General features: G+C 39.4%; 11 protein-coding genes. 6 read left to right on the top strand and 5 right to left on the bottom strand.

The window, feature by feature from the left end; translation table 11 throughout:
- The 6 genes from ABFC98_05585 to ABFC98_05560 form a co-directional block, all read left to right on the top strand.
- Positions 1-377, top strand: a 377-nt coding sequence (locus ABFC98_05585; GenBank protein ID MEN6445499.1) for a 3-deoxy-8-phosphooctulonate synthase, incomplete at its 5' end; no start/stop codon positions are given.
- 12 nt (positions 378-389) lie between these two features.
- On the top strand, positions 390-950 hold the full coding sequence (locus tag ABFC98_05580) for an HAD hydrolase family protein (protein ID MEN6445498.1): 561 nt from the start codon (positions 390-392) through the stop codon (positions 948-950).
- Complete coding sequence (gene lptC / locus ABFC98_05575) at positions 910-1,464, top strand: LPS export ABC transporter periplasmic protein LptC (protein MEN6445497.1); 555 nt, start codon at positions 910-912, stop codon at positions 1,462-1,464. Before ABFC98_05580 ends, lptC begins: the two co-directional genes overlap by 41 nt.
- Positions 1,458-2,537, top strand: a complete 1,080-nt coding sequence (locus ABFC98_05570) for an OstA-like protein (GenBank protein MEN6445496.1) — start codon at positions 1,458-1,460, stop codon at positions 2,535-2,537. Before lptC ends, ABFC98_05570 begins: the two co-directional genes overlap by 7 nt.
- Before the next feature lie 443 nt (positions 2,538-2,980).
- On the top strand, positions 2,981-3,283 hold the full coding sequence (locus ABFC98_05565; protein ID MEN6445495.1) for a hypothetical protein: 303 nt from the start codon (positions 2,981-2,983) through the stop codon (positions 3,281-3,283).
- Between the two features lie 44 nt (positions 3,284-3,327).
- Complete coding sequence (locus ABFC98_05560; protein ID MEN6445494.1) at positions 3,328-6,519, top strand: choice-of-anchor J domain-containing protein; 3,192 nt, start codon at positions 3,328-3,330, stop codon at positions 6,517-6,519.
- Positions 6,520-6,684: 165 nt separating this feature from the next.
- Here ABFC98_05560 and ABFC98_05555 read toward each other — a convergent pair whose 3' ends face one another.
- The 5 genes from ABFC98_05555 to rimI form a co-directional block, all read right to left on the bottom strand.
- On the bottom strand, positions 6,685-10,122 hold the full coding sequence (locus tag ABFC98_05555; protein MEN6445493.1) for a choice-of-anchor J domain-containing protein: 3,438 nt from the start codon (positions 10,120-10,122) through the stop codon (positions 6,685-6,687).
- A 530-nt stretch (positions 10,123-10,652) separates the two neighbouring features.
- Positions 10,653-12,254, bottom strand: a complete 1,602-nt coding sequence (locus ABFC98_05550) for a S41 family peptidase (GenBank protein ID MEN6445492.1) — start codon at positions 12,252-12,254, stop codon at positions 10,653-10,655.
- On the bottom strand, positions 12,247-12,912 hold the full coding sequence (gene tmk, locus ABFC98_05545) for a dTMP kinase (GenBank protein ID MEN6445491.1): 666 nt from the start codon (positions 12,910-12,912) through the stop codon (positions 12,247-12,249). The genes ABFC98_05550 and tmk overlap by 8 nt, the downstream gene beginning before the upstream one ends.
- A gap of 10 nt (positions 12,913-12,922) precedes the next feature.
- Positions 12,923-14,524 (bottom strand): L-aspartate oxidase, encoded by a 1,602-nt coding sequence (nadB, locus tag ABFC98_05540; GenBank protein MEN6445490.1) that lies wholly within the window; start codon positions 14,522-14,524, stop codon positions 12,923-12,925.
- Positions 14,514-14,960, bottom strand: coding sequence for a ribosomal protein S18-alanine N-acetyltransferase (rimI, locus tag ABFC98_05535; GenBank protein MEN6445489.1), 447 nt, complete (start codon positions 14,958-14,960; stop codon positions 14,514-14,516). The genes nadB and rimI overlap by 11 nt, the downstream gene beginning before the upstream one ends.
- Between the last annotated feature and the right edge of the window lie 10 nt (positions 14,961-14,970).

Genomic DNA, 14,970 nt, shown 5'->3' with positions numbered 1-14,970 from the left:
AGGATATGAAATTAGCTGCGGAAAAAGCTTCTTCCAGCGGAAATGAACAAATTTTGCTCACCGAACGCGGAACCACTTTTGGATATCATAATCTGGTAGTTGATTTTCGTAGTTTTGCCATTATGAGCCAATTTGGGTATCCGGTTGTGTATGATGTAACTCATTCTCTGCAAAGACCTTCAATAAGTAATTTTTCAGGAGGAAATCCTGAATTTGCTTATCCGATGGCTAAAGCAGCCATAGCTACGGGAAAAGTGAAAGGACTTTTTATCGAAACGCATCCTGATCCTGAAAAGGCAAAAAGCGATGCCGCCAGTATGCTCCCTCTCGCTAAAATGGAAGTCCTGCTAAGCGATTGTTTAAGGGTTTTAAACTAAAGGACTATTATTATGTATGATAAAACAACTTTTGTTAAGCCCAATAAAAGAGTCGTTCCTTGGAATGATCTCAAACTGCTAATTTTTGATTGTGACGGTGTATTGACTGACGGTCGTTTTATTTACGGTTCCCAAAATATTGAACTAAAAAACTTTCATAGTCATGATGGTTTGGGATTCAAACTGCTGCAGCATACGGATATGATGGTTAGTATTATCACTGGACGCAGTTCTGAGGCATTGGAAAGACGCTGTCGTGATTTAAATATCACTTATCTCTTCGAAAATGTAGCCAATAAACTCGATTGTATAAATAACCTGCTAAATGACTTGAACTTAAATTTTACCAATGTTGCTTATATGGGAGATGACTGGAATGATGTTCCTGCGATGAGAAAAGCTGCCTTTTCAGCTGCTCCGGCAAATGCTCAAGCTGGAGTTACTAAAATCGCGGATTGGGTTTCTGATTATAACGGTGGACACGGAGCGGCAAGAGATATGATCAATTATGTCCTGATCCATAAAGGTATTTATGAAAAAACGGTTATATCCTATCTGGATAGCATCAGTTAGCATAATTATTTTGCTCTCTGCTTGCCAAAAAGTGGATTTGCAATCCCAAACTGGAATTTTGCCCCGCGATTTACCCGATGAAACAAGTTATCAAGTAAAACTTACTCAGATGGACAACGACCGCAATGAATATATTCTGGAAGCGGATAAAATTGAAAGGTTTTACGACAGGCGTTTGCTTTATGCCTATAAGGTTACCCTTACCACTTTTGATAAAAATAATAATATCAGCTCTGTGATAAAAGCCGATACCACAATTGTAGATGAAGCCCGAAATTATATATTTGCCAGTGGCAATGCTAAACTCACTTCTCCCAATGGAACTCTGGCTACGCAAAAAATGGCATGGGATAGAACTGTGGATGAAATATCCGCTCCTTTGGAAGTTACCGTTACCCGAAGTGGCAATGTGATGTTGGGGAAGAACTTAAGAACAAACAGCAAACTGAGCTATGTAGAAATGGATGCTGTTTCAGCGGAAGGGTATTTTAAGAAAGAGGAAATTAAGTGGTAAAAAGAATTCTGATTTGCCTACTGGTTTTGTGTCTCCTGTTTCCTTTAATGGCAAAAACGCAACCGGAAGAAAAATTCCGCTTGGTGCATTCGGATAAACTGTTTATGACAAAAATGGAAAATGAAGAGGCATTGGAGCTGAACGGAAATGTTCATTTCTTCTATGGAAATACAGAATTTCTTTGTCGCAATGCCCTAATTTTGGATAAACAAAAAATAGCTCGCTTATCAGGAAATGTAATCGTTAAAAATGACAGTTTGACACTGGAAGCTGATACATTAGCGTATTATAGGATTCCAGATTTGATGAATTTGGGCGGCAGAATTACTGCCACGGAAAGAACCAAAGACGGCGTCTATCGCTGGCTGAAAAGTAAATATGCCACTTATGATAAGAAAAATGATATCTTAACTACTTGGAATAAAGTTCACGGTTATGACTATCAGGAAAATGGTAATGTTAATTGCGGATATGCTCAATGGGACAGAGGAAAAGGTTATGCTATCCTGTTGGAAGAGCCAATTTTATCTTCCGGCAGACAAGATACTCTAACCGTTTCAGCCGAAAAAATGGAATTTTACGATGAGGAAAATAAATTGATCGCTACCTTCAATGTGAAAGTGGATAGAGGCGATTTTCAGTCAACCAGCGATTTTTTGATCTACTTCCTTACCGATGAAAAAGCTGTCTTTATCGGTGAACCAAAATTTTTCTCGGATTTTGCCGACGCCCGGGCAAATGAATTTCACCTCTTCTTGAAAGATAGAACCCTGGTAAAAGCAGAATTAATTGATTCCTGCCATATTGATTTTGCGGATGAACGCTATGGCAATAAGAAAAATAAAGTGGATGCAGAAATGGTGACAATGGATTTTCTGGATGACCAACTGCGTAATTTCGTTGCCGAAGGGAAAGTGAACTATTATTTCCAACAAGATCAAACCGAAAAAAAGGACTTTATGATAAACAGCGCTTCTGGCGTTTTTCTGCAAGCTTATTTTGACGAAAACAGCAAGCTGCAAACGATGCAAATGAAAACAGGCATTAAGGGTAAATATGTCTTCAAACAGTAATATTATGCAGCCAAAGAATGCTAATACAACCCTTTTTTCTATAAAAAGCTGATACCTAAACAAATCTCAATGAAACCTTTTTTTATTATCGTATAATTTTGCTGAAACTGCCAAACCTAAATTGGCAGTGAGACCTAAACGGGAGTAATATTTTTTACGAAACTGCGGAGCTTGGGCAAACTCATTTTGCCATAAGAAGCTATACTATCTAAACTTCTCCTTCAAGTAAAAAGGCATAATCATTTATATCTCAGTCAGTTACTTTAATCTACAGAAAAAATTTACTAAAAAGCAAAAAAAAACCTTGACATCTTTAATTAGAATAATTATTTTGTATATGTAATATGAATCAGTGGTTTTAACGGTCCGGTTTGTTTTCTTTTTTTGGCTTTAAACATATTTACGATGCTACACTGATCTAAAAAAATGATTCTGAGGTGACAGTGAAATCTATAATTTGTCCCGGTAATTTATTTTTCAGAGCATACTGTAAAATGTATGGGGCAAGTTATAAAAACATTTCTTCCACTATTGATCCCTCAAATTATACTTCTCCTTCTAATAATGGTTTTCTGTCTGAATACTTTTATGCCGGTATGTTAGAAATAATCATCGCACATTATATCCTTGCTACCGATGTATTTATATTCAGCATAAAACCCACTTGGTTAATCCAGTCAAAATCAAATACGAGAGCTAAATATCTCTCAAACGATCCAAAGGAGGATAATCGGCTCTTTGTTTAGATAACAATCCTAAACTATAATAATACAAATTTCTGGAGATAATTATGAAGAAATTCGTATTCCTGTTAGCAATGGTTTTTGCTATAAGTGCTTTAATGGCAGGAATAAGTAGAACTATTGCTGTGGCTGATGAAGTCAATATTAATGCAGCTAAAAATGCCAGTCGGCAAATATTTTATACCGAGGATTTTGAATCCGGAGCTACTGGCTGGACCCATTATGATGGTGCTGTCTCACCTAATATGTGGCATATTTATAATGCGGGAGGAACTCAGGGAAATGTCTGGTGGATGGGAGATGAAAATGGAAACGGTGGATATCATAACCATCAATACCTTGTTTTGGATACACCGGTAATTCCTATTTCCACTGGTAATAGCACTCTCACTTTTAAGATGAAACATGGTTTAGAACCTCCTGGAGCAAGCGGTGGATATGATGGCTGGGATTCTTTTAATATTCGTATATCTACCAATTCCGGTATTACCTATACTGTAATTCCTGATACCACTGCCATTGTTTCTCCGGTTTATGATTTCAATAATTCTTATGCTTTTGGTTCTGAGCATGGAGAAGGAATGGGAGTTTCCGGTTGGGGTGGAGTGCGTGACTGGACTACAGTTACCGTAAATCTATCCAGCTATTTGGTAAGTGGCTCTGCGAGCGTAAAAATTCGTTTTGCCTTTGCTTCCGATCCTGCTTATTGCACGGATGATGAACCTGCCTTGTTTGGAGTGATGGTGGATGATATCGCTCTGGCTGGATACACTAATACTGGTGAAGAAGATAATATGACTTATAGCAGTTTAGTTCCTACGGCAGGTGATTTCTGGCATATTGCCACTGATGCTAATGCTCCTTCACCCACTCATATTATGTCTTCAATGAACAATGCTGGAACCTATGTTCCCAATATGATGAATTATGTGGAAAGCCCGGATATTACTTTGCCCACAGGTGCAACTCAGATAATTGCGGACTTTCAGTTGAAAGGTTCCTATGATGATGCTGGTGTTTTTCCGGATGTCGATTATTTCGGTTGGGAGGTCTATCATAATGGTGCTTGGTATTATATGAGCAATCCTTATGCTGATCCTAATGGTTCCAATTATGTCTTTTCCAGTGCTCCTGAGACCTGGGCTTCAATGATTTTAAGTTACACAGGAGTAACAGGTGATATAACAAACTTTTCGGGAAGCACCGTTCGTTTCCGTTGGTATTTTCAATCCAATGATAATACACCGATTGGAACTCCTTTACAGATAGATAATTTCCAGATTTTCTCTGTAACTGCAGCTCCGGCTGCCCCCAATCTGGTTTATCCTGCCAATGGGCAACAAAATTTACCCTTCACAGGTTTTGATCTGGACTGGGCAGCTAATTCACAAGGTGCTCTTCCGGAGTCCTATAATGTTTATATGGATACAGAACTGGAAAATCTGGAATTGAGTTCTTTCAATCCAACTTATGCGGCGGAAGGAATTACGGTAAGTTACTATAACCCTGTAGCTAACAATTTGGTAACTTTTAGTCCGTCGGAAACCTGGTATTGGAGAGTTGGTGCTTATGTAGAAGGGCAGGAAGAAGCATTAAGTGAAATCTTTACCTTCCATATTATTGCTTCAGCCATAAATACTTTCCCTTGGACAGAGAACTTTGAACATTCTGGCGCTATGCCTACGGGTTGGACTATTGGCAATGTAGATAACGATGCTACTACTTGGGCAATTTACGGTCCTACTACTACTTATTCTCATTCACCTTCTTATAGTGTGCGTCATAATTTCAGTGCTGAAACAGCTGATCCGGGACAAAACGGTTGGTTGATTACTCCTGCCATTCAATTACCTTCCACAGGAGCCGGAGCATTAACTTTCTGGAGTCGTAATCCCTATGCACCTTATACTGTTTACAATGGCGTTTTGGTAAATACAGATCCGAGTCCTACAAATCCCAACTGGGTAGAAATTTGGGCTCAGGATGATTTAACCACCACTGCTTGGGCTCAGAAAACAGTAAATCTTAGTGATTATGCCGGGAATATAATTTACATTGCTTTCAAATATACAGGTTATGATGCCAATGCCTGGTATATTGATGATGTAACTGTAAACTTCTATACTGACGATGTTTTGCCGCCTGTATTTTCCAATCATCTGCCCATTATTAATACTTTGCGGGATGATCTTCCTTTCCCTGTTACCATTAATGTAGTCGATGACGCTATTTTCAATAATCCTATAATGGGTGTAAATCTCTATTATTCAACTAATAGTGGAACAACTTGGAGTGCACCGATAGCTATGACTCCTCCCACGACCGGAAATACTTATACAGGTGAGATTCCTGCTGTCTTTTCAGTAGGAGATGAGGTAACTTATAAGTTTGAGACATGGGATGACCATAATAACTACGCTACTAAGCAATTCAGCTTTGAAATTAATGATCCTGTGTGGATTTACTATGATATGACCGGACCAACCTCATATAACGGTTCTACATCTATCGTTTGGGGACCGATGGTCTATTATGAAAATCCGCTTTATGGAACTTTCCAGACATTGCAGCTGTTATCCGTTTCTGGTATTACTTATACTGCCACAAATGCCACCCTGTATATTTATGGGGAAGATTCCGAAGGAAATATATCTGTTTTGTATGGACCTTCCACAATCAATTTCCCCACTGCCAGAACTTGGACTACTTTTGATCTGAGTGCTTATGGCATACAAATTGATACACCCTATTTCTGGATTGCTTTTGGGAATATGACTTCCTGCAGTTATTACGCCCTGGATCAAACCTACGATTATACCCCTTATGCTTACATAATGAATCAGGGAACGCCTTTCTATTATTTCACAGGGTTAACTGGTGAATGGTGTATTGATGCTTATGTTCAAAGTGGTGAACTTTTAATTCCTGAAACAGCTGCCAACATTAGTGCTGTTACTGGAAATCCTGTCATCAGCTGGAATGCACTTAGCCCTGCAGCCAGTTATGATGTTTATGGGTCAAACGATCCTTATGCAGAATTTCCCACTAACTGGGTTCTTTTGGCAGATAACATTACTACCACTTCCTTTGAATATACTGGAACTGAAGCTAAAAAGTTCTTTAAGGTAGTTGCTTCTACCAATCTGACAGGTAGCAAAGGCAGAAGCGTTCCTCAAGGTTCTTTAAAAGCCAGTAAAGTATCTTTTGATGCAGAGGGAGCAAATCCTAACAGACATTAACCAATAGCAATAAACTATGCTGACCTTGGTCAGTTTAGTATTAATAAACCCCCGTAAAAATGCGGGGGTTTTTTTATTACAATAGGTGTCGGAAGATGCCAATCTTCCATAAAAAAACCGGAGCTTTGGTAAACTCCGGTTTCAATAGCTTCGCTTAAAATATATTTACTTCAGCATAATCATTTTACGAGTATCACTAAATGTTCCAGTGTGCATTTTATAAAAATACATTCCGCTGGCAACAGAATTGTCGTTATCGTCTTTACCGTTGAAAACGATAGTGTGATTTCCGGCATCCAAATTGTCTTTAACCAAATGCCTGACCAATTGTCCCTTTATATTATAGATATCAATAGTAACAGGACCTTTGGCTGCAGTGGAAAAACGAATGGTGGTTTCCGGATTGAAAGGATTGGGATAGTTACCATTCAAAGCATTGATATAAGCGGGAGCAGAGGGATCATCATTACTCACGATAACATAACCGCCATCGGAATGAATGCTAAAATCATCTACCAAAAAGGCGCCGGATTGAGAAGACACACAACGAATACCAATATAAACATTCTGATTGTCATACTGAGAAAGGTCATATACATATTCATTCCATACAATGGGAGCTTCCACATAAGTAGGACCAGTTACATACATAAAACCGGGAATAATGATAGTTGCCAGAGAACAAACGCCAACGCGGAATCTATCCAAACCGGTAGAATCGGTAAGTGATCTGGCAAAGAATTTAATAGTGCTGTTTGTGCCCAAATGAACTCTGGGAGCAATCATCCAGTCATTATTTATAGAACTCATTGCTGAAAAGGAAGCAAGCATTTTTGCACCTGAATGAGGATTGACGGTTGTTAGGGGAGGGGTAGTGGCAGACGGATTAAACACAATATAAGCCATTGGGTCTCCAGAGCCGGCAAAATCAATTCCATTAATTTCATAAGTGGCGGATAGATCAATGTCTCTCAGTGTCCAAGGAATAAAAGTAGTGGCAAAATCAGGATAATCCTCAAAACCATCTTCAAAAACTGTTTCAGCCAACTGGAAATTAACAATTGCCTCTACCAAGGCGGGTTCAGATTCTCCGGCAGGAGAGAAAGAGGTTACGCTGTAAAGATAAGTGGCATTTGGCAAACCAGCATCAACATAATTAATAATCTCTTCGCTGTTAATTGTGGAAAGTAAAACTCCATTCCGATAAACTTTATACCCAACTACATTGCGTTCAGAGCGGGGAGAGAGTGTTTTTTGAGTAACTATATTTTTGGTGGCAACGGGATATTGCATAAAAGCCCTAATTGACCAATTATAAGTTAAAGCGGGGGCAATTTGAGTAAGGGTTTGCCAAGAACCCTGAAAGAACATCATATTTCCTTTGCCTTCAATTTGTGGTCCCAGATCTGCCCCAGCAGGATAACCACCTTGCGTGTTGCATTCATAACCATAATAAAGTTCACCAGTGTCAGGAATTGGGACACGGACAGTTAAAAATACCCGGTTCCATTCATTTATCACTGGATTTTGCACTACTTGTGAATGCACTAAAGTTCCAGCGTTAGTAGCGGAACCACCAGTCCAGATCTTGATTGTATATACGCAATTAGCATAGGCAGGAATAAATTCTACCCGCGAAATTGAGCGCCCCATATAGGGAAGAAGATCTTCGTGCGTCCATCTATGCGCAACATCAAAAACAATAGCGGAATTAGTTCCCACCGAATTTCCGGTAGTCATATCCGACCAAGTGATCCAATCACCTTCCGGGTTATTCCAATGCAAAGCTACATCTCTTTCTATAACCGTTGCTGTAAGATTTATGGGAGGAGGAAGAATAGGAGCCACATCAGCCATAACAGTATTGGAAGGAGTGGATTCACCGGTAGTATAATAAGCGGTTACCCAATAGCTATAAAGTCCTGAAGCCAGATCAAGATCATCATAACTGGTTGAATCAGGAGAAGATACAGTAGCTATCAAAGCCGTATCACGATAGATTTTATAGCCCAATAGAGCTCTTGACACCGCGGGAGCATTCCAAGCAAGATGAACATTAAAACCATCAATTGTAGCCGTAAGATTTGCCGGTGGAGTAAAAATTTCCTCCCACACTGCCAGAGAAATGGTATCTAAGTAAAGATAAAATGAATTGGGCTGACTATACCCCTTAAAACCAAAATAATATATTCCACTGGCAGAAGGATTTACAATTACTTCAGCAGGTGTGAAAGTAGTAGTTGTAATGTTATCATTATTGTAGATTTCATTGGTCAAAGCATCCACCGTTGGCGCATTTCCCCAATAGAGAGCAAGTTTTTCAGGCAGGAGAGTACTGGACGCGCGATAGTAGAATTTTATGATATAATTGATTCCTTGGGTCAATTGCATTTGAGGCATAATTAACCAATCGTTCATTGCTATTGTTTCATTAAACCTAATTCTTACGCTGTTGGGTAAAGTATGAGCAATTTCATTATTGGAAGCCCAGGTATGAGTATCGTTATTAGCATTTATTGTCAACCATCCAGGAGGCAAAGCAGGAGCAGTTAAACCGTCAAAATTTTCGTTCCACGGAAAAGTGGAAACAGTTGGATCTGCTAAAGTGGTAAAAGTCCACACGGGGCAATTTACCGCATTTCCGAAATTATTATAAGGAACGATTTGCCAATAATATACTGTGTTGTAAGTAAAATCTGCAGGATTAAAAGCAGTTGGATATAGGATAACTCCGTTTACTAAATTAGTAGGGGGATTATCAGTTCCCAAATAAATTCTGTAGCCCTCCACTACTCCACCTCCGGGAGCCCAACTAAGATTCGTGTATATGGAAACATTAGTTGCATTATTGGCGGGAACAGGATTTTGTGCAGCGGCAGGTGGTTCGCCAGTTACCAGAGGAGTAAAAGTAAAAGTTAAACCATTAGGTGGATAGACAGATGCGCTTAAAGTGCAAAAATTATTGTTGGCTGTTCCGGCATTGGTAGCTGTCCAATCAGTGGAAGTGGTTCGATTATTGAAATCAGCATTGGTATCTCCTCTCAAACCTACCTGAATAGCAGCATTGGTAGAGGAAGTGACGGTTGTAAAAGCACCGTAAATAAAGCATACCTTATTGCCGTTTTCCTGCAGCTGAATTTGAAAACTGAAATCATCATTGGCAGTGGCAGAAGCTGATCTTCTATAATGTAACCACTGAATTGTAAAAACACGGTTGGGGGCAGTCCCACTACTTAGCGACATTAAGGAACCTGTATCGCGCGATTTAATATCGCGATTTAAGCCAGCGACAATGTTATTTGTGCCAGTAGCGGCACTTATAGCCGTGTTACTGGTTACAACAGTATCGCCCAGAGCAATAAAACCATTGGAAGCAATGCTGATTGTAGTGTAGCTAACCTCGTTATAAGTAAAGGAAAAACCGATGGGGATAGCCATAAAACACTCATTATCATTGGCATTTGTGCCGTGGATGGTTCCGCCGGTCATTTCCGTAAAAGTTGCTAAAGTAGAAGTAAACGAATATTCACTAACCGTTGCCCAAGAGCTTATTGCCATCAATAGGAAGAGCAACATAACCAGAGATAATTTGTTCTTACACATAATAACTCCTTACTAAAGTTTTATCGTTTACATAAATTTCCGCTTTTAACCAAGGCATTCATATACAACCCTGAACTAAAACTCCATTTTCTCTCTTTATAATATAATTAAAAATGTGTCAAGCAAAAAAAAGATTTTTGCAGAAAACGAATAAAAATAAATCGCTTTTCTCTTATTGATTTTAAATAATACGAGCTTGTATTTGTCCTGTTAGCTCTATAACATCTTAATTGCTTGGCAGAAAGGCGATTGCGTAATAACACTCTAACACTGCCGTAACACTGCTCTTATCTCGTTACTTGAGCGTTACTGATATGTTACTATAGTATAACACAATCGACCGATGTCCAATTAGCCGCCAAACTATTATTTCGGCAATAATAAGTAATTGCAAAGCTAAAAATTACTGGGTTCTTATTGTGCTAAGCTGAAGTTTGGGTAATAGTAAAGCCCAAATAATGCTACCCATCAAAATGGGAGGGCACTATTTGGGCTAATGTTTCTAACTAATTTCTATTCAGGCGAAATGCCTATTTTTCCTTTTTGGCATTTAAGGAAGCGGCGTAGGAAAACATCTGTTCCAAGGTCTTAAAACGATCAAACAAAGCGATGGCTTCCCGCAGTTGTTTATCCTGACTGATAGTTATTTTATATGCTTCGGAATCGCCTTGCACTTTGCGAACTAATTCACTTTTGATGGATGTGCGGATAAAAGCATCGGCGCTATCTACATCTGCTTGGGTATATTTGATATCATTTTTGCTTACATAAGCCAGGAAATCGTTCATAATCTTATCGTTAATTACCGTGTTTTCATCAAACTGATGATTATGTTGCACGAGATAATCCACGGCAAAGTTGAAGAAAACATTTTTGCGACGCAGTTCTACTCCCAGAAGAGTAAGGAATTCGTTTTCTACTACAATGTCTGGTTGAATTCCGCCTCCGCCGTAAACTTTTCTGTTATTGGCGGTATAATATACCTGCTCGCGGTTGTGTTCACTTTCTTTTTTCAGGTCTTCTTCGCTAACTTCTTTGCCTTTCAATATGTTATCATTGCTGAATTTATGAATGCAGCGTCCACTTTTGATATAATAATAGGCAGTGGTAATTTTAATTCCGTTGCCGTTGGAAAGGGGGATAAGTTGTTGCACGCTGCCTTTTCCGAAAGTATTTTTGCCCATAACCAAGCCCTTATCCCAGTCCTGTAAACTGCCGGCAAAAATTTCAGAAGCGCTTGCCGAGGCCTCATTCACTAAAACAATAATCGGATAAGTTCTTTCTTTAGTGGCATAACGAGTGAAAAGTTGTTTATTTTCAGTTCTGCCTTTGGTTTCCACTACCAAACGATTTTGCCCGATAAATTCGTTAACTGTATCCACTGCTTGGTCTAAAAGTCCGCCGGGATTCCAACGCAGGTCAATAATCAAACCCTTGATGCCTTCGCTTTCCAAAGTGTTTAAGGCGGCGCGTAATTCCGTAACTGTATTTTCGTTAAATTGAGTGATGCGGATATAGCCCACTCCGTTATCCAGTTTGAAACTATAGGGAACGCTTTTTATTTTGATGGTTTCGCGGGTGATTTCAAAATCTATGGGTTCCGGTAAACCGGGACGACTGATGGTTATTCTTACTTGAGAGCCGACATCGCCGCGCATTTTTTTGATGGCTTCGTCGGTTGATAAACCGACCATTGATTCCCCATTTACTTTGATAATTTTATCGCCAGCCGTAATACCCATTCTATAAGCAGGAGTTCCTTCGATGGGAGAAACAACGGTAATATAATCGCCAATTTTATCAATTTGAATTCCCAAGCCGCCAAAAGTGCCTTTTGTGGTTGTGGTAAATTCCTTGAATTCTTCGGGAGTGAAATAAGTGGTATGAGGATCTGTAGAACCAAGCATTCCATCTATAGCCGCTTTAATAAGTTCTTCGTCTTTCAAGTCAGTAACATAATATTGTTTCAGCTTATAAAGAACCTCGCTGAAAAGCTGAACCTGAGAATATAAATTAGTGCTTTGAGGACGGTTTTGGGCATAAGCATTGGTGGCTACAATCAGTAACAAAGCACTCAGCACCCAAATACTGACTATGGAAATAAGAGCAAGTTTCTGTTTAGGTTTAATCATTTTGTTCTCCTATATAGGTCTGCAAGGTGGAAAGAATCTGACGGTGAATTTCTTCCGCTTGTTTTTCCCCATTTATGACAATATATCTAAAAGAGTATTTACTGGCAATAGCTAAATATTGCTGACGCACTTTTTGATGAAAGCTGAGGGTTTCCTGTTCCAAACGGTCTAAATTGCGATTGTTAATTCTGCTTAAACCAACCTCTGCGGGAAGGTCTAAAAGAAAGGTTAAATCGGGATTTCTGCCATAAGTGGAAAATTGAGTGAGGATATCAATAACTTCTTCATTCAGCTCTCTTGCCGCTCCTTGATAAGCATAAGTGGAATCAAAATAGCGGTCACAAATAACTATTTTGCCTTCTGCCAGTGAAGGTAAAATGAGTTCTGCGGTATGTTGAGCTCTGCTTGCACAATATAATAACAATTCCGTTTCCGGTTGCATTTCGCTGAACTTGGGGTTTAACAACAGAGTTCTGATTGCCTCGGATATTTTTGTTCCTCCCGGTTCACGCGTAGTGATAAAAGGAATGCCTTTTAACTCAAAATCTTTTGCCAGCAGTTGAATTTGGGTAGTTTTACCGCTCCCTTCAATACCCTCAAAAGTAATGAACAATCCTTCGGGGCGAGAGTTTACGCAGGGAGAATTTTTTCTGGGCATAGCACTCTTATTAAATAATGGTGTCGTGTTGGTAGTGCTCATCATCGCGTTCCGGATTATCAACTAAAAAATGTGCACCGCGGCTTTCTTTTCTCATCAATGCACTTTTAACAACCGCTATGGCAATAATAGCCATATTTCTGGTTTCCACCACTTCTTTACGAACTGCATTATGCTGGTAGAAATTATTTATTTCAGTATAGATGTTTTCCAGACGAGAAAGTGCATATTTTAATAATCTGCGGCTGCGTCTGATTCCGGCATAACCTTGCATAATGGTTCCGATAATTTCACGATTGTGGCTAATGACCACCCACTCGTTAACATTGAATTCATTTATCACTTTCCATTCCGGAATGCGGGGAAATTGAACTTTTTCCAAATTGGAAGGATGATTTCCTGCTTTGTAAGCCATAACTAATGCTTCCAACAAGGAATTGGATGCTAAACGATTGGCTCCATGCAATCCACAACAGGCAGATTCTCCCGCTACAAAAAGATTGTGGATATCGGTGATGCCTTCAATGGTGGAAAGAACGCCTCCGCAAAAATAATGTGCCGCGGGAGCAACCGGAATGGGATCTTTGGTAAAATCAATGCCTCTTGCCTGTAACATAGCGTTTATTGAAGTAAAATGCTTTAGCAGTTGTTCTGCAGGAACTTTGGTAGCATCCAGATAGCAAAATTTTTCTCCTCTTTTTTTCAGCTCGCTATCTATGGCTCTCGAAACGATGTCTCGCGGCGCTAAATTGCCCTGTGGATGATATTTTTCCATAAAAGTGCTGCCATCCGACAAACATAAAACCGCTCCTTCACCTCTTAATGACTCGCTGATTAAAAAAGTATAGCCATCCGGACTCCAAAAAGCGGTGGGATGAAATTGGACAAATTCCATATTAACTAAACGCGCTCCTGCCAAACGAGCCATAGCCATTCCATCGCCAGTAGTAACTTTAGGATTGGTATTGGGGGTATAAATTTGTGCCGCTCCACCGGTAGCCATCATTGTTTTTTTGGCTTTAAAAATACTTACCTGATTGTCAACTGTATCCAGAACATAAGCGCCCCAACAAGAAATGCCGGGGACAAAACCTTCATCCTGAACGATATGATGCTGAGTTATCAGGTCTATGGCGATATGATTTTCATAAATCTCTATATTAGGATGTTTCCGACACTGAGTAATCAACGCTTCCATAATTTGGTGGCCTGTAGAATCTGCCGCATAAGCAATTCTGCGGCGAGTGTGTCCTCCCTCCATTGTCAGAGACAGATTTTCCAGACAGATGTCATAGTTGGGGTCTCTAACGGTGAAATCGGTGCCCAAATCTATCAAATATTGAATTAGCGCAGGTGCGGAAGAAATTATTTCGGAGATAACTTGACGCTTTCCCAATGCCGCTCCCGCTTGATAAGTATCTTCAATATGTGCTTCAAAAGAGTCCTTAACATCAATGGCAGCTGCAATTCCACCTTGCGCGTGATCTGTGTTGCAATCATTTAAGGAACTTTTAGTAATCACTGCAACTTTTCCAAATTGGGAAACTTGCAGAGCATATATCAAACCGGCAATTCCGCTGCCGATGACTAAATAATCATATTCATAATGCATAATTATTATATACCATTACTATGGCATCCTCTTCTGGCTTTTTGTAGTAGTTCTTTCTTAGTCCGATTTCTTGAAAACCTACTTTTTCATAGAGACAACGAGCTTTGTAATTGGAAATACGCACTTCCAAAAAGATGAGTTTTCCTCCATCTTCAGTCATTAGTCGCATGGTCTCCATCAACAAAAATTCTCCCAATCCCATACCTTGAAAATCTGGCTGAATGGCAAAATTTATGACTTCTCTTTCTTCTCTCGTTCCATAATAAAAAATATAACCGATTACTTGTTCGTCGTGTAACAAAGCATAATACCAAGGACTAAGAAAATCTGTAAATGCTTCATCAGGCCAGGGATCAGAAAAAACCAAACGCTCAATCTTTTGCACAGATTCAATATCTTCTCTAAAGAGTGGGCGAATGCTGAAAGAAGTATTCATTTAATGTTCT

It is taken from the genome of Candidatus Cloacimonas sp. (genome assembly GCA_039680785.1).
In the GTDB taxonomy this organism is placed as follows: Bacteria; Cloacimonadota; Cloacimonadia; order Cloacimonadales; family Cloacimonadaceae; genus Cloacimonas.
This window is presented reverse-complemented; position numbering and strand designations above follow the sequence as displayed.